Below are 19,607 nucleotides of genomic sequence, written 5' to 3'. Positions count from 1 at the left end.
CCATGGACTGGACCCGGTACCGCTTCCGCAGCCTGTGGGCCCTGCCCGCGCCGCCCGCCCGCGTGTACGACGCGCTGGGACGGGTCGAGGACTACCCGCGCTGGTGGCGCCAGGTGCGCGAGGTGAACCGGGTCGACAGCGCGACCGGCGTCCTGCGCATCCGCTCCCTCCTCCCGTACGACATCACCTTCACCGCTCGTGAGGTGCGGCGCGACGCGGCGGCCGGCGTTCTGGAGGTCGCGATGACGGGCGACCTCGACGGCTGGGCGCGCTGGACGATCACCGCCGACGGCGCCGGCACCCTCGCCCGCTACGACCAGGTGGTCCAGGTCGACAAGCCGCTGCTGCGGCGGCTCGCGGTCCCCGGCCGTCCGGTGTTCCGCCTCAACCACCGGCTGATGATGCGGGCCGGACGGCGCGGCCTGGCCGCGTACCTGGAAGCGGTTTGAAGGAAGCCCGCGAAGACCTGTATTGTTCGGTGCGTTCCCGGGCGATTAGCTCAGTGGGAGAGCGCTTCGTTCACACCGAAGAGGTCACTGGTTCGAACCCAGTATCGCCCACCGGGAAAGGCCGGTCCGCAACACGCGGACCGGCTTTTTTGTGTGCCCGACGCCCTGGCTAGGCCGCCGCGGGCAGCTCCGGGCGCAACGGCCAGGAGGTGTCCACGATCTCCGGCGTGCCGCTGCGCGCGAACCACGCCTGGAGCCCCCGCGCCTGAGCCGCGTGCCAGGTCGCCTGGAGCGAGTGCAGTTCGGCGGGGGACAGACGCTCCAGACGGGCCGCGAACCGCCGGCCCAGCGCCCGGACGACCTCCAGCGCGGCCAGTGCGTCCGCCGCCGCGTCGTGCGCGTCGGCCAGCGTCACGTCGTAGTGCGCGCACAGGTCGGTGAGTGTGCGCCGGCCCTTGCGGTAGCGGTCCAGATGCTTGTCGAGGACCCGCGGGTCCAGTACCCGCAGCGGTGTCGCGTCCACCCAGTTGCCCAGCGCGGAGGCGCGGTGCCTGCGCAGCTCACGGTCGAGCAGCGTCAGGTCGAACGGTGCGTTCATCACCACCAACGGACGTCCCGCGGCGGCCTGTTCGGCGAGCAGCTCGGCTATCTCGAACATCACCGGCGACGGCCAGCGGCCGTTGCGCTGGAGGTGATCGTCCGTCAGCCCGTGCACCTCCGTCGCCCCGGCCGGCACCGGCACGCCCGGGTTCACCAGCCAGCGGCTCACCCTGGGCCGGACCCCCGGCGCGTCCTGGACGACGAGGGCGGCCGACACGATCCGGTCGGTCTCCACGTCGACGCCCGTCGTCTCCGTGTCAAAGGCGGCCAGAGGCCCCTCGTACCAGTACGTCATACCCTCACAACCCCTCGTTCACCCACGGCAGCTGACGCCCCGTCTTCTGCCTGTTTGGTGATACCCGGGCTGTTTGCGCCGTACGCCGGAAGGACACAACACGAGTACGGGTCATCGCAGTTCAGCGGCCCGTCACGGGGACTGGCTTTGCGTGGAAGGCTGTTGGTCATGGCGATAGCGCAGCCCGAGCGGGGCGGGCTGCTGCCCGAACGCGAGGGGCTTCATCGCGGCACGCTCGCCACCACCGCCTGCATGGAGACACTCCAGGTGGGCTATCTGCACGCCGTCGCGGCGGCGGCGGGGTGCTCGCTGTCCCAGCCGTTCCCGGACAACGGCATCGACTGGCACGTCAGCCACAGCGCGCCCGGGCACACCGTCGACGACGAGGTGACCATCAAGGTGCAGCTCAAAGCGACCTACCAGATCCGGCCCAACCCGCCCGGCCGTTTCTTCTCCTTCACGCTCGACAACGACCACCTGCGCAAACTCGCCCGCACCCCGGTGTCGGTGCACAAGATCCTCGTCGTGATGCTCGTCCCGCGGTCCCAGGACCAGTGGCTGCGCGCCGGCCACGACTGCCTCGAACTGCGGCACTGCTGCTACTGGGTCAATCTCGCCGGCCACCCGATCACCGGCCGGACCCGGACCACCGTGCGGATACCGACCACACGCATCTTCGACGACCGGGCGCTGTGCGAGATCATGACGCGGGCCGGGACGGGAGGCAGACCATGACCCACCGCCCCCTCGACGAGCCACTGCGGCCGGTACGGCCGCACCCCGAGGCCCACTGGAACCAGGCCCCCGAGCCCGGCGAGGTCGACCCGGCCGTCCTCGCCGCGCTGCTGCGCCGGCACGGCTGGCAGCGGCGCGGCGGCGCCGCCGGCCGCTACGGCCGCTGGACCCCGCCCGGACCGGGCGGCGGCGGGACCAGCCTGCTGGTGCCGGAGAGCCGGGCCTTTCCCGACAGCGACGACCTGCTGGGCGAGGCGCTCCTCGCCCTGGCCCGCAGCGGCATGCCCGCCGCTCGCGAGGTGCTCGTCGGGCTCGCCGTCCCGAGCGACGAGATCCGCTGGTGGCGGGACACGCCGACCGGACCCGCCGGGGCCGCGTCGTGGCCCGTGGAGGAACGGCTGCGCGCCGCCGCCCGGCAGATGCTGCTGGCCGGCGCGCTCGCCACGCGCGCCCGTGCCGGCTACTACGGCGCCCGGCACCGGCGCGCGGCCTTCGCGACGCTGGACAGCGTCCTCGTCGGCTCCGCGGCCGGTGGACGCCGTCTGACGGCCTTCGTGCCCGTGGCGGCCGCCCGCCCGCTCGCCGTCCGCCTCCACCAGGCCCTGTACGCGGTCCGTGAGGCCATCGACTACCAACGGGCCACCGGGGGCATGGACGCCTTCGACGGCGCCGTGGAGGCCGGCGTCAGCCGCGAGCTCACCGCGGCGCTGATCACCCTGGTCCGGGGCACCGAGGGCACCCGGATCGCCGTCGAGTGGGCGCCGGCCGCCGGAGTCCCGGAGGCGTGCGCCGCGGGCGGTGAACCGGTCGAGTTCTCGCCCGGCGACCTGTCCGTGCTGCGCGAGGCGGGCGCCCGCTATCTCCGTGCGGAGCCCTCCGTGCCCGTGCGGATCACCGGCACGGTCGTCCGGATGCGCAGGTCGGGGCCGCGCGGCGAGGGCAGCGTACGGCTGCGGGTGCTGGCCGGCGCCGAGATCCCGCACGTCCGGCTCACCCTCGACGAGGAGGACTACCGCATCGCCGGCCAGGCCCACCTGGTCGGACTGCCGGTACGGGTGCAGGGCCGGCTGGAGAGCAGGGGCGGGTTCCGCAGGCTCACCGGCGCCTGCGGCGTCGTGCCCGTGCAGGTCGACGAGGCCGAGCGGGACCGGCTGATGAAGTCGCTGCAGGAGAATCTCGACTACTTCGAGGAAGCGTGCGGAGGGGAGGAGCCGGGAAACTGATTTCGCGGTCGGAGGGGGTGGGTCGGTACGATCGCCTCTTGCGCGCGCTCAGGGTATGGCGCCGCACCCACCTTCAGTCAGGAGAGACCGGTGTCAGACGTCCGTGTGATCATCCAACGCGATTCCGAGCGGGAAGAGCGCACGGTGACGACGGGCACCACGGCCGCCGACCTCTTCGCCGGCGAGCGCTCGATCATCGCCGCCCGCGTGGCCGGCGAGCTCAGGGACCTGTCGTACGTGCTCGGCGACGGCGAAGAGGTCGAGGCCGTCGAGATCTCCTCCCCGGACGGCCTGAACATCCTGCGCCACTCCACCGCGCACGTGATGGCCCAGGCCGTGCAGGAGCTCTTCCCCGAGGCCAAGCTGGGCATCGGCCCGCCGGTCAAGGACGGCTTCTACTACGACTTCGACGTCGAGAAGCCGTTCACGCCCGAGGACCTCAAGGCCGTCGAGAAGAAGATGCAGGAGATCCAGAAGCGGGGGCAGAGGTTCGCCCGTCGCGTCGTCACCGACGAGGCCGCCCGCGAGGAGCTCGCCGACGAGCCCTACAAGCTCGAGCTGATCGGCATCAAGGGCTCGGCCTCCACCGACGACGGCGCGGACGTCGAGGTCGGCGCCGGCGAGCTGACGATCTACGACAACCTGGACGCCAAGACCGGTGACCTGTGCTGGAAGGACCTCTGCCGGGGTCCCCACCTGCCCACCACCCGCAACATCCCGGCGTTCAAGCTGATGCGCAACGCGGCCGCCTACTGGCGCGGCAGCGAGAAGAACCCCATGCTCCAGCGCATCTACGGCACCGCCTGGCCCTCCAAGGAGGAGCTGAAGGCCCACCTCGACTTCCTCGCCGAGGCCGAGAAGCGCGACCACCGCAAGCTCGGCAGCGAGCTCGACCTGTTCTCCGTCCCGGAGCAGATCGGCTCAGGCCTCGCCGTCTTCCATCCCAAGGGCGGCGTCATCCGCCGGGTCATGGAGGACTACTCGCGCCGCCGGCACGAGGAGGAGGGCTACGAGTTCGTCTACACCCCGCACGCGACGAAGGGGAAGCTCTTCGAGACCTCGGGCCACCTGGACTGGTACGCCGACGGCATGTACCCGCCCATGCAGCTCGACGAGGGCGTGGACTACTACCTCAAGCCCATGAACTGCCCGATGCACAACCTGATCTTCGACGCGCGCGGCCGCTCCTACCGTGAACTGCCGCTGCGCCTCTTCGAGTTCGGCACCGTGTACCGGTACGAGAAGTCGGGCGTCGTGCACGGCCTGACCCGCGCCCGCGGCTTCACCCAGGACGACGCGCACATCTACTGCACCCGCGAGCAGATGGCCGACGAGCTCGACAAGACGCTCACCTTCGTCCTGAACCTGCTGCGCGACTACGGTCTGACCGACTTCTACCTGGAGCTGTCGACCAAGGACCCGGAGAAGTTCGTCGGCTCCGACGAGGTGTGGGAGGAGGCCACCGAGACGCTGCGGCAGGTGGCCGAGAAGCAGGGCCTCCCGCTGGTCCCGGACCCGGGCGGCGCCGCCTTCTACGGACCGAAGATCTCCGTCCAGACCAAGGACGCGATCGGCCGCACCTGGCAGATGTCGACCGTGCAGCTCGACTTCAACCTGCCGGAGCGCTTCGACCTCGAGTACACCGGCCCCGACGGCTCGAAGCAGCGCCCGGTGATGATCCACCGTGCCCTCTTCGGCTCGATCGAGCGCTTCTTCGCGGTCCTCCTGGAGCACTACGCGGGCGCCTTCCCGGCGTGGCTGGCCCCGGTCCAGGCGATCGGCATCCCGATCGGCGACGGACACGTGGAGTACCTGGAGAAGTTCGCCGCCGCCGCGAAGAAGAAGGGCCTGCGGGTGGAGGTGGACTCCTCCTCCGACCGTATGCAGAAGAAGATCCGCAACGCCCAGAAGCAGAAGGTGCCCTTCATGGTCATCGCGGGCGACGAGGACATGTCGGGCGACTCGGTCTCCTTCCGCTACCGCGACGGCTCGCAGGAGAACGGCATCCCGTTCGACGAGGCCATCGCGAAGATCGCGAAGGTCGTCGAGGAGCGGACGCAGGTCTGATCCGGTCCTACGGCCCCGCAGGCCCCCGGAAGGCTCAGCCTTCCGGGGGCCTGCGGTCGCTCTCGCGCGAGAAGATCTGCAACAGCCACGACGAGAACGACCCCGTCACCGCGCCGAGCAGGGCCAGCCCGCCGGCCATCATGCCCATCGCGATCGCCCGGCCGCCCGGGGTCACCGGTGTGATGTCCCCGTAGCCGACCGTGCTGAGTGTCGCGGCGGCCCACCAGACCGCGTCCCCGAACGTCCGCATGGAGGCGTCGGGCGCCCCCCGCTCCTGCTGGTAGACCGCGAGGGCGCCGGCGAAGCCGAGGAGCAGCGTCGACAGACCGGCGTACGCGATCACGCGCGCGTGCAGGGACAGCCGCGGCTCCCCCTGCCGGTTCTGGATCGCGTCGTACAGCGGGACGATCCGCAGCGGCCGCAGCAGCGGCAGCAGCACCACCACCGTGTGCAGGAAGTGCGTCCTGACGAAGCGCGTGAAGCGCAGCCCGCTGAGGTGCCGGCGCACGGCGTAGTCCGCCGCGAACACCAGCCAGAGTGCGAGCATCGTGAACCCGCACAGGCTCTTCCAGACGGACGGCATCCCTTCGGCGAGCACGCGGGCGGCGTAGGTGGCCAGGAACAGCAGCGAGGCCAGGAACAGGGGGATCTCCGTGCGCTGCTCCCAGCGGGCGTAGCGGCTGTCTTGGTCCATCGGCCCAGCTTGGCCCGCGAGGCTTTTCCCGCAGCCCCGCCGACACGCCGCGAATGGGCGAAGCAATATGCTGCCTTGCATGACGAGTGAGCCGGAACAGCAGATCGGAGTGGGTACGCAGGACGCGTTCCAGCGTCTGTGGACCCCCCATCGGATGGCCTACATCCAGGGTGAGAACAAGCCGACCGGCCCGGGTGCCGACGACGGCTGTCCCTTCTGCTCGATCCCGGCCAAATCGGACGAGGACGGGCTGGTCGTCCGACGCGGTGAGCACGTGTACGCGGTGCTGAACCTGTACCCGTACAACGGCGGCCACCTGATGACCGTCCCCTACCGGCACGTCGCCGACTACACCGACCTGACGGTGCCGGAGACGGCCGAGCTCGCCGAGCTGACCAAGCAGGCGATGACGGCCCTGCGCACCGCGTCAGGAGCGCAGGGCTTCAACATCGGCATGAACCAGGGGTCCGTCGCGGGCGCCGGCATCGCGGCCCACCTGCACCAGCACATCGTGCCCCGCTGGGGCGGGGACACGAACTTCATGCCGGTGGTGGGCCACACCCGCGTACTGCCGCAACTCCTGGCGGACACCAGGAAAATGCTTGCAGAGGCCTGGCCGACGACCTGACACAGGTGATGGTCAGCCCGTCCGGCGCTTGAGGACGAGGTCCCTTCGGGGCCGAAAGCGGGGTCCGGGGGCGCAGCCCCCGGGGAAAGGCACCCCGGGGGACACCCGCACGGTCCTGGCCGACCGCCGGAGGCCTACGCGTCGTACGTGTCCGCCTTGCGCGGTGACAGGTCCTGGACCGCACCGCTGAGGACCGACGAGCGCGAGCTGAACTTGTCGGTGTCCACGTCGTGTTCCTTGAGCACCTTGATCGCGGCCGTGTGGACCACGCGCAGCACCGGCGTGGCCGCGCGCAGCGCGTCGTCGGCCATGAAGCGGTGCCGCCAGGGCTGGTCGGCCCAGGCGTGCCGCAGACCGAAGGGCTCGGGCAGGCCGATGGAACCGCCGAGCCACTTCAGCAGCGGCGGGTACCAGCTGATCGTCGCCCGCGCGGCCAGCCGGACCACCTCGTCGGGGGTGACCAGCGGGAGCTTGACCGTCCGCGTCTCCCAGAACCGGACGCTCTTGGCGACCTCCTTGGTGGGAGCCTCGGACTTCGTGGTGAACAGGCCGTTCACCGGGCCCAGGGCGTGCCCGGTGACCTCGATGCGCAGCGTCTCGTGCAGCACCGTCACCGTGATCAGCATGGTGATGATCAACTGGCCGTCCCAGAGCGGCCACTGGACGCCCAGGTAGTGCCGGTCGCCGCCGCCGAACTGCTGGTTGTTGCAGATGTCCTCTATGGCTCGCGGCTTGACCTGGTACGCCTCGACGTCGGTGCCCTCCGGCCGGGCGACCGCCTTGGCGTTCTCACCGACCGGGGTGACGATCCAGTGCCGGACCGTGGGCGGCGGGAAGCCACCGGTCTTCAGGCTCTGCCGGGGGAGCAGGTTCAGCTGGTCGTGGATGGCCCGCACGACCGTCCAGCTGCGGAACTCGTGGACGCCCTTCACGGGGTCGAGCGGGGTCAGCTCCTCGGCGAGGTGCCAGGCGCCCCAGCGGGTGCCCATGCCGAGTATGCCCTTGGGGCCGGCGTAGAAGACCGAGTTGGACTGCTGTTCGGCGCTCAGCCGGGCCAGGGACTGGCGCAGCTGCTCGGCCGCCGTCTGGTTGGGGCTGGTCGGCACCGCCTCGGGGACCTTCGCGCCGACGCTGCTGCCGGACAGCAGGCTGTCCCAGCGCCCGCGCAGATCCGTCGCGGTGGCCTCGCAGAACCGCTTGGCCAGGAACCAGCCGACCACCGGCGCCACGACGCACCCGCGCGCGTACCACCCCACGAGGCCGGTGAACGGCATCTTGATCAGGAAGAGCACGGCGAGGGCGCCCACGGCGACGAGCAGGCCGGTGCCGATGCCGGAGACCCGCCTGTTGTCCAGCTTCCCCATGGTCGCGCGCAGCTGGAAGACCAACAGCCACACCAGCAGGCCGGGCAGGAAGAGCACACCGCACAGCAGCATCACGCCGGTGAGCTTCTGGTCGCGCTCGCGGCGGATGCGGTTGGCCGCGAGGCAGTGCTCCACGACGGCCTGCGGCTCACTGCCGAAGGACTGGATGAGCGGCTTGCGGCCGACGCCCAGCATGCGGTCGATCACCGCCTGGGAGAACGCCTCGCCGAGGTTGGGCCGGAAGATCCTGGCCCAGCTGCGGCCGGGATTGACCGCGGTCTGGTGCCACTCGTTGTCGGCCTTCTTGATGTCCTCGACCGGGTTGTCCCGGTAGGCCGCCGAGGCCAGCGCGAAGGTGGGTGTCTGCCCGCCGTCGCCCGTCTGCGGCACCTGTGGTCCGAAGATGTCCGCGTAACCGCTGCCAACGGTCATTCCCGCCCCCGATCGCCGCCCCTGCCTTCTGCGGCTTTCCCGACTTCCGTACTTCGCACACCTGTTGATCAGGTCATCAGCGTATCCGCAGGCGGTGACATCCGTCGGCGGACGACCGAAGCCGCCCGCCGGATCGGAGGGAAACGTTCCACTACGGTGCCCCACGGGCCACTTGAGGCCCGTGGGGCACCAACCGTCAGGCGCTCTGCGCCTGTTGGCGGACCTTCTCGGCGACCTGTGCCGGCATCGGCTCGTGCCGGGCGTACACGCGCTGGAAGCGCGCCGTGCCGTGGGAGAGGGAGCGCAGGTCGACCGCGTACCGGCCGATCTCGATCTCCGGCACCTCGGCCCTGACGAGGGTGCGGCCGCCGCCGGTCTGCTCGGTGCCCAGCACCCGCCCGCGCCGCCCCGACAGATCGCTCATCACGGCGCCCACGTACGCGTCGCCGACCAGGACGGTCACCTCGGCCACCGGCTCCAGCAGATGGATCCGCGCCTCGGCCGCCGCCTCCCGCAGCGCCAGCGCGCCCGCCGTCTGGAACGCGGCGTCGGAGGAGTCCACCGAGTGCGCCTTGCCGTCGAGCAGGGTGACCCGGATGTCGACCAGCGGATGCCCGGCCTCCACCCCCTTGGCCGCCTGCGCGCGGACGCCCTTCTCGACGGACGGGATGAACTGCCGGGGCACCGCGCCGCCGACGACCTTGTCCACGAACTCGATGCCGGCGCCGCCCGGCAGCGGTTCCACCTCGATCTCGCAGATGGCGTACTGCCCGTGTCCGCCGGACTGCTTGACGTGCCGTCCGCGCCCGCCGGACCGCGCCGCGAACGTCTCCCGGAGGGGGACCTTGTGCGGGACGACGTCGACCTGGACGCCGTAGCGTGAGCGCAGCCGCTCCAGGGCGACGTCCGAGTGGGCCTCGCCCAGACACCACAGGACCACCTGGTGGGTGTGCTGGTTCTGTTCCAGGCGCATCGTCGGGTCCTCGGCGACCAGCCGGGCCAGCCCCTGCGAGAGCTTGTCCTCGTCGGCCTTGCTGTGCGCCTGGATGGCGAGCGGCAGCAGCGGGTCGGGCATCTGCCAGGGCTCCATGAGGAGCGGGTCGCCCTTGGCGGACAGGGTGTCGCCGGTCTCCGCGCGGCCGAGTTTCGCCACACACGCCAGGTCGCCCGCGATGCAGTGCGTCAGGTTCCGCTGCTGTTTCCCGAACGGCGCGGACAGGGCGCCGATGCGTTCGTCGACGTCGTGGTCCTCGTGGCCGCGGTCGGCGAGGCCGTGCCCCGAGACATGGACGGTCTCGTCGGGGTGCAAGGTGCCGGAGAAGACCCGGACCAGCGACACACGGCCCACGTAGGGGTCGGACGAGGTCTTCACGACCTCCGCGACCAGTGGCCCGTCCGGATCGCACGCCGTCAGCTCGCGCGGCTCGCCGTCGATCGTCGTCACACGGGGCGCCGGGCGCTCCAGGGGCGTCGGGAAGCCCCTCGTGACCAGTTCCAGCAGCTCGACCGTGCCGAGGCCCTGCCGGGCGCCCTCGGCGGCCGGGGCGGCCGCGAGGACGGGGAAGAAGGCGCCCCGGGCGACGGCCCGCTCCAGATCCTCGATCAGCGTCTTGACGTCGATCTGCTCGCCGCCGAGATAGCGGTCCATGAGGGTCTCGTCCTCGCTCTCGGCGATGATCCCCTCGATCAGCCGGTTGCGGGCCGCCTCGAGGTCGGGCAGCTGGTCCTCGCCCGGCTCGGACACCTTGCGTTCGCCGGTGGAGTAGTCGAACAGCTTCCGGGACAGCAGCCCGGTCAGTCCGGTCACCGGCGCGTGCCCGTCGGGGCCCTCGGGCCCGTGCAGCGGCAGGTACAGCGGGAGGACCGCGTCCGGGTCGTCGCCGCCGAAGGCCTCCGCGCAGATCCGCGTCATCTCCTCGAAGTCCGCGCGGGCGGCCTCCAGGTGGGTGACGACGATCGCGCGGGGCATGCCGACGGCCGCGCACTCCTCCCACACCATCCGGGTCGAGCCGTCCACGCCGTCCGCCGCCGAGACGACGAAGAGGGCCGCGTCCGCTGCGCGCAGACCGGCCCTGAGTTCTCCGACGAAGTCGGCGTATCCGGGGGTGTCGAGGACGTTGACCTTGATGCCGTCCCATTCCACGGGCACCAGGGAGAGCTGTACCGAGCGCTGCTGCCGGTGCTCGATCTCGTCGTAGTCGGATACGGTGCCGCCGTCCTCCACGCGGCCCGCCCGGTTCACCGCTCCCGCTGTCAACGCGAGAGCTTCCACCAAGGTCGTCTTGCCCGATCCGCAGTGGCCGACCAGCACCACATTCCGTACGGACGCGGGGTGGTCGGCCGCTGTAGCCCTGCCGGCGGCTCCGGGATGTGCCTTGTCGCCCATTTTCCTTGCCTCCCGAACACGGTGAGGTCACTGGGGGCGCGGGCACGGCGGCCCCGCGTGCGATGGCGGCTCCGGCGACGCCCGCGGTCCTTCGAGCTTTCCACTCCCGTCACGGCGCGTCCATACGGCGGACGCGACCCGGCCGTGACCCGGATTCGGTCAGGCCGTGACACGGGGGTCCGGGTGCCCGACCGTCGCACACACGCGCGCGTGGCTACGATGGGCCAGCCGGCGGCCAGCAGGGGCCGCGCGGCGACACCGACCCTCGGGAAGGCCATGCTGAACAAGTACGCGCGTGCATTCTTCACGCGTGTCCTCACACCGTTCGCCGCGTTTCTCATCCGCCGGGGTGTGAGCCCCGACACGGTCACGCTCCTCGGCACCGCCGGAGTGATCGCGGGCGCGCTGGTCTTCTATCCCAGGGGCGAGTTCTTCTGGGGCACGATCGTGATCACGCTCTTCGTCTTCTCCGACCTGGTCGACGGCAACATGGCCCGCCAGCTCGGCCGGACCAGCCGCTGGGGCGCCTTCCTCGACTCCACGCTCGACCGGGTCGCCGACGGCGCGATCTTCGGCGGCTTCGCGCTCTGGTACGCCGGCAACGGCGACGACAACGTCCTGTGCGCCGTCTCGATCTTCTGCCTGGCCAGCGGCCAGGTGGTGTCGTACACGAAGGCCCGGGGCGAGTCGATCGGCCTGCCGGTCGCCGTCAACGGGCTCGTGGAGCGCGCCGAGCGCCTGGTGATCTCCCTCGTCGCGGCCGGTCTGGCGGGTCTGCACACGTTCGGCGTGCCCGGCATCCAGGTGCTGCTGCCGATCGCGCTGTGGATCGTCGCCGTCGGCAGCCTCGTCACCCTGATCCAGCGGGTCGTCACCGTCCGGCGCGAGTCGGCCGAGGCGGAGGCCGCCGCGGCCCAGGAGGACCCGGACTCCCGGGGACACGAGGCGCAGGGGAGCGAGGCCGCGAAGTGAGCGCCCAGGAGCGCCTGACCGACGCGCTGTACGGCCTCGGCTGGAGCACCGTCAAGAAGCTGCCCGAGCCCGTCGCCGTCCGCCTCGGCCGCACCGTCGCCGACCTCGCCTGGAAGCGGCGCGGCAAAGGCGTGCGACGGCTGGAGAGCAACTACGCGCGCGTGCTGCCGGACGCGAGCCCCGAGCGCCTGGCCGAGCTCTCGCGCGCGGGGATGCGCTCCTATCTGCGCTACTGGATGGAGTCCTTCCGGCTGCCGACCTGGAGCGCCGAGCGCGTCGGCAAGGGCTTCGAGCCCAAGGACCTGCACCACCTGACCGACGGCATCGCCTCCGGCCGGGGCGTCATCCTGGCGCTGCCGCACATGGCCAACTGGGACCTGGCCGGCGCCTGGGTCACCACCGAACTGCGGACGCCCTTCACCACCGTCGCCGAGCGCCTCAAGCCGGAGACGCTGTACGACCGGTTCGTCGCCTACCGGGAGGGCCTCGGCATGGAGGTGCTGCCGCACAGCGGCGGTACCGCCTTCGGCACCCTGGCGAGGCGGCTGCGCGACGGCGGGCTGGTCTGCCTGGTCGCCGAGCGCGACCTGTCCGCCTCCGGGGTCGAGGTCAACTTCTTCGGGGACACCGCCACGATGCCCGCCGGACCCGCCCTGCTCGCCCAGCAGACCGGCGCGCTGCTGCTCCCCGTCACCCTCTGGTACGACGACTCGCCCGTCATGCGGGGCCAGGTGCATCCCCCGGTCGAGGTACCCCGGTCAGGTACGCGGGCCGAGAAGACGTCTGTCATGACACAGTCGCTGGCAGACGCCTTCGCCACCGGCATCGCCGACCATCCGGAGGACTGGCACATGTTGCAGCGGTTGTGGCTCGCGGACCTGGAACCCCGCCCGTCGGACGGGGACCCCGCGTGAGGATCGGCATCGTCTGCCCGTACTCCTGGGACGTGCCGGGCGGCGTCCAGTTCCACATCCGCGACCTCGCCGAGTACTTCATCCGCCTCGGCCACGAGGTGTCCGTCCTGGCCCCGGCCGACGACGACACCCCGCTGCCGCCGTACGTCGTCTCGGCCGGCCGCGCCGTCCCGGTGCCGTACAACGGCTCGGTGGCGCGCCTCAACTTCGGCTTCCTGTCCGCCGCGCGGGTGCGCCGCTGGCTGCACGACGGCGCGTTCGACGTCGTCCACATCCACGAGCCGACCTCGCCGTCGCTCGGACTGCTGACCTGCTGGGCGGCCTCGGGCCCGATCGTGGCCACCTTCCACACGTCCAACCCGCGCTCGCGCGCCATGATCGCCGCGTACTCCATCCTCCAGGCCGCCCTGGAGAAGATCAGCGCGCGGATCGCGGTGAGCGAGTACGCCCGGCGCACGCTGGTGGAGCACCTCGGCGGGGACGCGGTGGTCATCCCCAACGGCGTCGACGTCGACTTCTTCGCCAGGGCCGAGCCCAACCCCGACTGGCAGGGCGGCACGATCGGCTTCGTCGGGCGCATCGACGAGCCCCGCAAGGGCCTGCCCGTGCTGATGCGGGCCCTGCCGAAGATCTTCGCCGAGCGCCCGGACGCCCGGCTGCTGGTCGCCGGCCGCGGCGACGAGAAGGAGGCCGTGGAGGACCTGCCGAAGGAACTGCACGCGCGCGTGGAGTTCCTCGGCATGATCAGCGACGAGGACAAGGCGCGTTTCCTGCGCAGTGTCGACCTGTACGTCGCGCCCAACACCGGCGGCGAGAGCTTCGGCATCATCCTCGTCGAGGCCATGTCGGCCGGGGCCCCGGTGCTCGCCGCCGACCTGGACGCCTTCGCCCAGGTCCTCGACCAGGGAGCGGCCGGCGAACTGTTCGCCAACGAGAACGCGGACGCGCTGGCCGAGGCGGCGGTACGGCTCCTGGGCGACCCCGAGCGCAGAGCCGAGCTGCGGGATCGGGGCAGCGCGCACGTACGGCGCTTCGACTGGTCGACCGTCGGCGCGGACATCCTGTCGGTGTACGAGACGGTGACGGCCGGCGCGGCGGCGGTGGCGCCCGCCGACGACCGGGGATCGCCGGGCCTGCGAGCACGGCTCGGACTGGCGCGGGACTGACCCGCCCGCCGCCCTGAGGGTCACGGGTAGCCTTGCCGCCCGTGACCGCAACCCTGATCTGGACCCTTGTCGTCCTCGTCGCCATCGGCCTGTACCTGAGCTGGACGGCGGGACGCCTGGACCGGCTGCACGCCCGCATCGACGCCGCCCGCGCCGCGCTGGACGCCCAGTTGCTGCGCCGGGCGTCGGTGGCCCAGGAACTGGCCACCTCCAAGGTGCTCGACCCCGCCGCCTCGATCGTCCTGTACGAGGCCGCGCACGCGGCGCGGCAGGCCGAGGAGGAGCAGCGGGAGGTCGCCGAGAGCGACCTCAGCCAGGCCCTGCGGGCCGTCTTCGCGGACGCGCGGCAACTGGACGTCGTACGCGAGGCGCCCGGGGGAGACTCCGCGGCCCATGAGCTCACCGAGGCCGTCCGCCGGGTCCCCATGGCCCGCCGCTTCCACAACGACGCCGTGGGCGCGGTCCGCAGACTGCGCCAGCACCGCAAGGTCCGCTGGTTCCGGCTGGCCGGCCACGCCCCGTTCCCGATGGCGTTCGAGATGGACGACGAACCGCCGCCCGCCCTCGCGGACCGCGCGGCCTGACCCGATGTCCGACGGCGCGGAGCCGAGGGAGCTCTCCGCCGTAGCTGAAGGGCAGGCGCACCGGAGCGCTGGACCGGTCCCCGGGGCCGCCCGACCCCTCGGCCCGGCCCGGCGCGGTCCGCGTGATCGACCAAAAGGATCCACGGGCTTTCCATTGGCCCTTGCTGTGGACTGGTCCACTCGCGTTTCCTCGTTGCTGCCGAAGCCCCTTTTTTCCGACGAGTGAGGTCACCCCGTGTCCAGCACGATCTCCGAAAACCAGACCCCCGAGACCGGCACCGCGCGCGTGAAGCGCGGTATGGCCGAGCAGCTCAAGGGCGGCGTGATCATGGACGTGGTCAACGCCGAGCAGGCGAAGATCGCCGAGGACGCGGGCGCCGTGGCCGTCATGGCGCTGGAGCGGGTCCCGGCCGACATCCGCAAGGACGGCGGCGTGGCCCGGATGTCCGACCCGACCATGATCGAGGAGATCATCGAGGCGGTCTCCATCCCGGTCATGGCCAAGTCGCGTATCGGCCACTTCGTCGAGGCCCAGGTCCTTCAGTCCCTCGGCGTCGACTACATCGACGAGTCCGAGGTCCTCACTCCGGCCGACGAGGTCAACCACTCCGACAAGTGGGCGTTCACCACGCCCTTCGTCTGTGGCGCCACCAACCTGGGCGAGGCCCTGCGCCGCATCGCCGAGGGCGCCGCGATGATCCGCTCCAAGGGCGAGGCCGGCACCGGCAACGTCGTCGAGGCGGTCCGCCACCTGCGTCAGATCAAGAACGAGATCGCCCGGCTGCGCGGCTTCGACAACAACGAGCTGTACGCCGCCGCCAAGGACCTGCGTGCCCCGTACGAGCTGGTCAAGGAGGTCGCCGAGCTCGGCAAGCTCCCCGTCGTGCTGTTCTCCGCCGGTGGTGTCGCGACCCCGGCCGACGCCGCGCTGATGCGCCAGCTCGGCGCCGAGGGCGTCTTCGTCGGCTCCGGCATCTTCAAGTCCGGCGACCCGGCCAAGCGCGCCGCCGCCATCGTGAAGGCCACCACCTTCTACGACGACCCGAAGATCATCGCGGACGCCTCCCGCAACCTGGGCGAGGCCATGGTCGGCATCAACTGCGACACCCTGCCCGAGGCCGAGCGCTACGCCAACCGCGGCTGGTAATCACCGCCATGAGTCACGAAGCCCCCGTCATAGGCGTCCTGGCACTCCAGGGCGACGTCCGGGAACACCTCATCGCCCTGGCCGCGGCCGACGCCGTGGCCAGGCCGGTGCGGCGCCCCGAGGAGCTCGCCGAGGTCGACGGTCTCGTCATCCCCGGCGGTGAGTCGACCACCATCTCCAAGCTGGCAGTCCTCTTCGGCGTGATGGAGCCCCTCCGCGCGCGCGTGCGGGCCGGAATGCCCGTCTACGGAACCTGCGCGGGCATGATCCTGCTCGCCGACAAGATCCTCGACCCGCGCTCGGGCCAGGAGACCGTCGGCGGCATCGACATGATCGTGCGCCGTAACGCGTTCGGGCGGCAGAACGAGTCCTTCGAGGCCGCCCTCGCCGTGCACGGCATCGCGGGCGATCCGGTGGAGGGCGTGTTCATCCGCGCTCCCTGGGTCGAGTCCGTCGGCGCCGAGACCGAGGTGCTCGCCGAGCACGAGGGCCACATCGTCGCCGTCCGCCAGGGCAACGCGCTCGCCACGTCGTTCCACCCGGAACTGACCGGCGACCACCGTATGCACGCCCTGTTCGTCGACATGGTGCGCGCGAACCGGGTGACGGACTCCTTGTAGGATCTGGGGGGTCCCCAGATCCCCAAGGTCTGCGGGAGTTCGGATCAGGTGGGTTACGCGAAGGAGACAGGCAGATGTCCGGCCACTCTAAATGGGCTACGACGAAGCACAAGAAGGCCGTGATCGACGCCAAGCGCGGCAAGCTCTTCGCGAAGCTGATCAAGAACATCGAGGTGGCGGCCCGGATGGGCGGCGTCGACATCGAGGGCAACCCGACCCTCTACGACGCCATCCAGAAGGCCAAGAAGAGCTCGGTTCCCAACAAGAACATCGACTCCGCGGTCAAGCGCGGCGGCGGCCTCGAGGCCGGCGGCGCCGACTACGAGACGATCATGTACGAGGGCTACGGCCCGAACGGCGTCGCGGTCCTCATCGAGTGCCTCACCGACAACCGCAACCGCGCCGCCTCCGACGTCCGCGTCGCCATGACCCGCAACGGCGGCTCCATGGCCGACCCGGGCTCGGTGTCGTACCTCTTCAACCGCAAGGGCGTCGTCATCGTCCCCAAGGGTGAGCTGGCCGAGGACGACGTGCTCGGCGCGGTCCTGGACGCGGGCGCCGAGGAGGTCAACGACCTCGGTGAGTCCTACGAGGTCCTGTCCGAGGCCACCGACATGGTCGCGGTCCGCACCGCCCTCCAGGACGCCGGCATCGACTACGACTCCGCCGAGGCCAACTTCGTCCCGACCATGCAGGTCGAGCTGGACGAGGAAGGCGCGAGGAAGATCTTCCGGCTGATCGACGCGCTCGAGGACAGCGACGACGTGCAGAACGTCTTCGCGAACTTCGACGTCAGCGACGAGGTCATGGAGAAGGTCGACGCGTAGCGTCGCCGCGAGCTGAGCGGATCCGTCGGGCCGGTGGGACACGTCCTACCGGCCCGACGTCGTTGTCGGTGGCAGCGGATAGCCTGGCGAACGTCAGAGATCACCGTCCACGGACCGCAGCGGCGGTTCAGCCGCGAAGAGGGGAAGAGGGGGAGACGCGTGCGGGTATTGGGGGTGGACCCCGGACTGACCCGATGCGGTGTCGGCGTCGTCGAGGGAGTCGCTGGCCGACCGCTCACCATGCTCGGCGTGGGTGTCGTACGGACGCCCGCGGACGCCGAGTTGGGGCAGCGCCTCGTCGGCATCGAACAGGGCATCGAGCGGTGGCTCGACGAGTACCGCCCCGAATACGTGGCCGTGGAGCGGGTGTTCAGCCAGCACAACGTCAGCACCGTCATGGGCACCGCACAGGCCAGCGCCGTCGCCATGCTGTGCGCCGCCCGCCGCGGCATCCCCGTCGCCCTGCACACCCCGAGCGAGGTCAAGGCCGCCGTCACCGGCAGCGGACGGGCGGACAAGGCCCAGATCGGCGCGATGGTCACCCGCCTGCTGCGGCTCGACGCGCCGCCCAAGCCCGCCGACGCGGCCGACGCCCTCGCGCTCGCCATCTGCCACGTCTGGCGCGGCCCCGCGCAGAACCGACTCCAGCGGGCCGTCGCCCAGCACGCGGCCACAGCACAGACGACACCGAAAGGCCGTACGGCATGATCGCCTTCGTCAGCGGCACCGTCGCCGCACTCGCTCCCGACACCGCCGTGGTCGAGGTGGGTGGCGTGGGCATGGCCATCCAGTGCTCGCCGAACACGCTGTCCACGCTCCGGCTCGGCCGGCCGGCCAAGCTCGCCACCTCCCTCGTCGTACGCGAGGACTCGCTGACCCTGTACGGCTTCGTGGACGACGACGAGCGCCAGGTCTTCGAGCTGCTCCAGACGGCGAGCGGGGTGGGCCCCCGGCTCGCCCAGGCCATGCTGGCGGTGCACCCGCCGGACACCCTGCGCCGCGCGGTGGCCACGGGCGACGAGAAGGCCCTCATCGCGGTGCCGGGCATCGGCAAGAAGGGCGCCCAGAAGCTGTTGCTGGAACTGAAGGACCGCCTGGGCGAGCCGCTCGGCGCCCCCGTGGTCGGCGCACCGGTCACCAGCGGCTGGCGCGACCAGCTGCACGCCGCCCTGATCGGGCTCGGCTACGCGACCCGCGAGGCCGACGAGGCGGTCGCCGCCGTCACCCCGCAGGCCGAGGCCGCGGACGGCGCGCCCCAGGTGGGGCACCTCCTGAAGGCCGCCCTTCAGACCCTGAACCGCGCCCGCTAGGAGACGTCAGTGAACTGGGACGACACGACCGAGGACACCGCCCCTGAGCGGCTGGTCGGCTCTGTCGCCGACCGTGAGGACCAGGCGGTCGAGGCCGCGCTGCGCCCCAAGGACCTGGGCGAGTTCATCGGTCAGGAGAAGGTCCGCGAACAGCTCGACCTCGTCCTGCGCGCCGCACGCGCGCGGGGCGCCACCGCCGACCATGTGCTGCTCTCCGGCGCCCCCGGCCTCGGCAAGACCACCCTGTCGATGATCATCGCCGCCGAGATGGGCGCGCCGATCCGCATCACCAGCGGCCCCGCCATCCAGCACGCGGGCGACCTCGCGGCGATCCTCTCCTCCCTCCAGGAGGGCGAGGTCCTCTTCCTCGACGAGATCCACCGCATGTCGCGGCCCGCCGAGGAGATGCTCTACATGGCGATGGAGGACTTCCGCGTCGACGTCATCGTCGGCAAGGGCCCCGGCGCCACCGCCATCCCGCTCGAGCTGCCCCCGTTCACGCTGGTCGGCGCCACCACGCGCGCGGGCCTGCTGCCGCCCCCGCTGCGCGACCGCTTCGGCTTCACCGCGCACATGGAGTTCTACGAGCCCGCCGAGCTCCAGCGCGTCATCCACCGTTCCGCGGACCTCCTCGACGTGGAGATCGACACCGCCGGCGCCGCGGAGATCGCCGGCCGCTCCCGCGGCACCCCCCGGATCGCGAACCGTCTGCTGCGCCGCGTACGCGACTATGCGCAGGTCAAGGCCGACGGAAGGATCAACCGCGAGATCGCGGAAGCCGCGCTGAAGGTCTACGAGGTGGACGGCCGTGGCCTGGACCGCCTCGACCGCGGGGTCCTGGAGGCCCTGCTGAAGCTGTTCGGCGGCGGCCCGGTGGGTCTGTCCACGCTCGCCGTGGCGGTGGGCGAGGAGCGTGAGACCGTGGAGGAGGTGGCCGAACCCTTCCTGGTGAGGGAGGGACTGCTCGCCCGCACCCCGCGAGGGCGGGTGGCGACGCCGGCCGCCTGGGCGCACCTCGGCCTCACCCCGGCTCAGGGAAGTGGACAACAGGACCTGTTCGGGGCGTGACGCCGAGGGCCGCGGCGGAGGTGTTGGCCGGGTCAGGAACCCAGGTGCCATGCTGAGCGTTGTTCCATGCGCGCGGACTCGCTTAGACTCCGCCGATGCCGCCGTTGTCGGCAGCACACAACCCCC

The 19,607-nt window shown here is 71.3% G+C and carries 19 protein-coding genes and 1 tRNA gene; 16 read left to right on the top strand and 4 right to left on the bottom strand.

All coding sequences use genetic code 11. The annotated features are described in order from the left end of the window. The first annotated feature begins 2 nt into the window (after positions 1-2). Both ACIRPU_RS14820 and ACIRPU_RS14815 read left to right on the top strand, forming a co-directional pair. Positions 3-449 (top strand): SRPBCC family protein, encoded by a 447-nt coding sequence (locus ACIRPU_RS14820; protein ID WP_403866546.1) that lies wholly within the window; start codon positions 3-5, stop codon positions 447-449. Positions 450-488: 39 nt separating this feature from the next. After that, positions 489-560 (top strand) — tRNA-Val (locus tag ACIRPU_RS14815). 58 nt (positions 561-618) lie between these two features. On the opposite strand, the gene ACIRPU_RS14810 is transcribed toward ACIRPU_RS14815, so the two are convergent. Next, a complete protein-coding gene (locus ACIRPU_RS14810; RefSeq protein ID WP_403866543.1) occupies positions 619-1,344 on the bottom strand; it encodes a 3'-5' exonuclease in 726 nt (241 codons plus the stop codon). 168 nt (positions 1,345-1,512) lie between these two features. Between ACIRPU_RS14810 and ACIRPU_RS14805 the strand changes: the two genes are divergently transcribed. The 3 genes from ACIRPU_RS14805 to thrS all read left to right on the top strand — a co-directional run bounded on the left by ACIRPU_RS14805 (position 1,513) and on the right by thrS (position 5,369). Next, complete coding sequence (locus tag ACIRPU_RS14805; RefSeq protein WP_057606934.1) at positions 1,513-2,079, top strand: DUF4365 domain-containing protein; 567 nt, start codon at positions 1,513-1,515, stop codon at positions 2,077-2,079. Beyond that, positions 2,076-3,302, top strand: coding sequence for a hypothetical protein (locus tag ACIRPU_RS14800; RefSeq protein WP_403866541.1), 1,227 nt, complete (start codon positions 2,076-2,078; stop codon positions 3,300-3,302). Before ACIRPU_RS14805 ends, ACIRPU_RS14800 begins: the two co-directional genes overlap by 4 nt. 90 nt (positions 3,303-3,392) lie before the next feature. After that, the gene (thrS, locus tag ACIRPU_RS14795; RefSeq protein ID WP_403866538.1) at positions 3,393-5,369 is read left to right on the top strand and encodes a threonine--tRNA ligase; all 1,977 of its coding nucleotides are present in this window, start codon (positions 3,393-3,395) and stop codon (positions 5,367-5,369) included. Positions 5,370-5,403: 34 nt separating this feature from the next. Here the strand turns inward: thrS and ACIRPU_RS14790 are convergent, their stop codons facing one another. Continuing rightward, positions 5,404-6,063, bottom strand: coding sequence for a potassium channel family protein (locus ACIRPU_RS14790; RefSeq protein ID WP_403866535.1), 660 nt, complete (start codon positions 6,061-6,063; stop codon positions 5,404-5,406). 67 nt (positions 6,064-6,130) lie between these two features. Between ACIRPU_RS14790 and ACIRPU_RS14785 the strand changes: the two genes are divergently transcribed. After that, positions 6,131-6,691: an HIT family protein gene (locus ACIRPU_RS14785; protein WP_403866532.1), complete on the top strand. Its 561-nt coding sequence runs from the start codon at positions 6,131-6,133 to the stop codon at positions 6,689-6,691. A 134-nt stretch (positions 6,692-6,825) separates the two neighbouring features. Here ACIRPU_RS14785 and ACIRPU_RS14780 read toward each other — a convergent pair whose 3' ends face one another. Both ACIRPU_RS14780 and ACIRPU_RS14775 read right to left on the bottom strand, forming a co-directional pair. Continuing rightward, positions 6,826-8,487: a hypothetical protein gene (locus tag ACIRPU_RS14780; protein ID WP_403866529.1), complete on the bottom strand. Its 1,662-nt coding sequence runs from the start codon at positions 8,485-8,487 to the stop codon at positions 6,826-6,828. 196 nt (positions 8,488-8,683) lie between these two features. Then, on the bottom strand, positions 8,684-10,873 hold the full coding sequence (locus ACIRPU_RS14775; protein WP_403866526.1) for an elongation factor G-like protein EF-G2: 2,190 nt from the start codon (positions 10,871-10,873) through the stop codon (positions 8,684-8,686). A gap of 219 nt (positions 10,874-11,092) precedes the next feature. Between ACIRPU_RS14775 and pgsA the strand changes: the two genes are divergently transcribed. The 10 genes from pgsA (at position 11,093) to ruvB (ending at position 19,481) form a co-directional block, all read left to right on the top strand. Further along, complete coding sequence (gene pgsA, locus ACIRPU_RS14770) at positions 11,093-11,845, top strand: phosphatidylinositol phosphate synthase (RefSeq protein WP_355705507.1); 753 nt, start codon at positions 11,093-11,095, stop codon at positions 11,843-11,845. After that, positions 11,842-12,759, top strand: a complete 918-nt coding sequence (locus ACIRPU_RS14765; protein ID WP_403866523.1) for a phosphatidylinositol mannoside acyltransferase — start codon at positions 11,842-11,844, stop codon at positions 12,757-12,759. The genes pgsA and ACIRPU_RS14765 overlap by 4 nt, the downstream gene beginning before the upstream one ends. Further along, positions 12,756-13,925: a glycosyltransferase family 4 protein gene (locus tag ACIRPU_RS14760; RefSeq protein ID WP_403866520.1), complete on the top strand. Its 1,170-nt coding sequence runs from the start codon at positions 12,756-12,758 to the stop codon at positions 13,923-13,925. The genes ACIRPU_RS14765 and ACIRPU_RS14760 overlap by 4 nt, the downstream gene beginning before the upstream one ends. A gap of 32 nt (positions 13,926-13,957) precedes the next feature. Next, positions 13,958-14,509, top strand: coding sequence for a hypothetical protein (locus tag ACIRPU_RS14755; RefSeq protein ID WP_403866517.1), 552 nt, complete (start codon positions 13,958-13,960; stop codon positions 14,507-14,509). Positions 14,510-14,744: 235 nt separating this feature from the next. After that, on the top strand, positions 14,745-15,656 hold the full coding sequence (gene pdxS, locus ACIRPU_RS14750; RefSeq protein ID WP_355705482.1) for a pyridoxal 5'-phosphate synthase lyase subunit PdxS: 912 nt from the start codon (positions 14,745-14,747) through the stop codon (positions 15,654-15,656). Positions 15,657-15,664: 8 nt separating this feature from the next. Then, complete coding sequence (pdxT, locus tag ACIRPU_RS14745) at positions 15,665-16,276, top strand: pyridoxal 5'-phosphate synthase glutaminase subunit PdxT (protein WP_403866514.1); 612 nt, start codon at positions 15,665-15,667, stop codon at positions 16,274-16,276. Between the two features lie 74 nt (positions 16,277-16,350). Then, positions 16,351-17,103: a YebC/PmpR family DNA-binding transcriptional regulator gene (locus tag ACIRPU_RS14740; protein WP_384119737.1), complete on the top strand. Its 753-nt coding sequence runs from the start codon at positions 16,351-16,353 to the stop codon at positions 17,101-17,103. A gap of 159 nt (positions 17,104-17,262) precedes the next feature. Beyond that, entirely contained in the window at positions 17,263-17,811 is a 549-nt protein-coding gene (gene ruvC, locus ACIRPU_RS14735) for a crossover junction endodeoxyribonuclease RuvC (RefSeq protein ID WP_403866511.1), read from the top strand. Then, positions 17,808-18,413 (top strand): Holliday junction branch migration protein RuvA, encoded by a 606-nt coding sequence (ruvA, locus tag ACIRPU_RS14730; protein WP_403866508.1) that lies wholly within the window; start codon positions 17,808-17,810, stop codon positions 18,411-18,413. The genes ruvC and ruvA overlap by 4 nt, the downstream gene beginning before the upstream one ends. 9 nt (positions 18,414-18,422) lie before the next feature. Beyond that, positions 18,423-19,481 (top strand): Holliday junction branch migration DNA helicase RuvB, encoded by a 1,059-nt coding sequence (ruvB, locus tag ACIRPU_RS14725; RefSeq protein ID WP_384119743.1) that lies wholly within the window; start codon positions 18,423-18,425, stop codon positions 19,479-19,481. Positions 19,482-19,607 lie beyond the last annotated feature (126 nt).

Source organism: Streptomyces sp. NPDC102259, from assembly GCF_044766465.1.
In the GTDB taxonomy this organism is placed as follows: domain Bacteria; phylum Actinomycetota; class Actinomycetes; order Streptomycetales; family Streptomycetaceae; genus Streptomyces.
Note: the sequence above shows the minus strand (reverse complement) of the source record. Positions and strands in the feature narration are given on the sequence as shown.

Excerpts from the sequence above, each read along its gene's own strand:
- ACIRPU_RS14800 (WP_403866541.1), top strand. The coding sequence starts at position 2,076 with ATGACCCACCGCCCCCTCGACGAGCCACTGCGGCCGGTACGGCCGCAC.
- ACIRPU_RS14805 (WP_057606934.1), top strand. The coding sequence starts at position 1,513 with ATGGCGATAGCGCAGCCCGAGCGGGGCGGGCTGCTGCCCGAACGCGAG.
- pgsA (WP_355705507.1), top strand. The coding sequence starts at position 11,093 with ATGGGCCAGCCGGCGGCCAGCAGGGGCCGCGCGGCGACACCGACCCTC.
- ACIRPU_RS14820 (WP_403866546.1), top strand. The coding sequence starts at position 3 with ATGGACTGGACCCGGTACCGCTTCCGCAGCCTGTGGGCCCTGCCCGCG.
- ACIRPU_RS14740 (WP_384119737.1), top strand. The coding sequence starts at position 16,351 with ATGTCCGGCCACTCTAAATGGGCTACGACGAAGCACAAGAAGGCCGTG.
- pdxT (WP_403866514.1), top strand. The coding sequence starts at position 15,665 with ATGAGTCACGAAGCCCCCGTCATAGGCGTCCTGGCACTCCAGGGCGAC.
- ACIRPU_RS14780 (WP_403866529.1), bottom strand. The coding sequence starts at position 8,487 with ATGACCGTTGGCAGCGGTTACGCGGACATCTTCGGACCACAGGTGCCG.
- ACIRPU_RS14775 (WP_403866526.1), bottom strand. The coding sequence starts at position 10,873 with ATGGGCGACAAGGCACATCCCGGAGCCGCCGGCAGGGCTACAGCGGCC.
- ruvA (WP_403866508.1), top strand. The coding sequence starts at position 17,808 with ATGATCGCCTTCGTCAGCGGCACCGTCGCCGCACTCGCTCCCGACACC.
- ACIRPU_RS14785 (WP_403866532.1), top strand. The coding sequence starts at position 6,131 with ATGCTGCCTTGCATGACGAGTGAGCCGGAACAGCAGATCGGAGTGGGT.
- ACIRPU_RS14810 (WP_403866543.1), bottom strand. The coding sequence starts at position 1,344 with ATGACGTACTGGTACGAGGGGCCTCTGGCCGCCTTTGACACGGAGACG.
- ACIRPU_RS14790 (WP_403866535.1), bottom strand. The coding sequence starts at position 6,063 with ATGGACCAAGACAGCCGCTACGCCCGCTGGGAGCAGCGCACGGAGATC.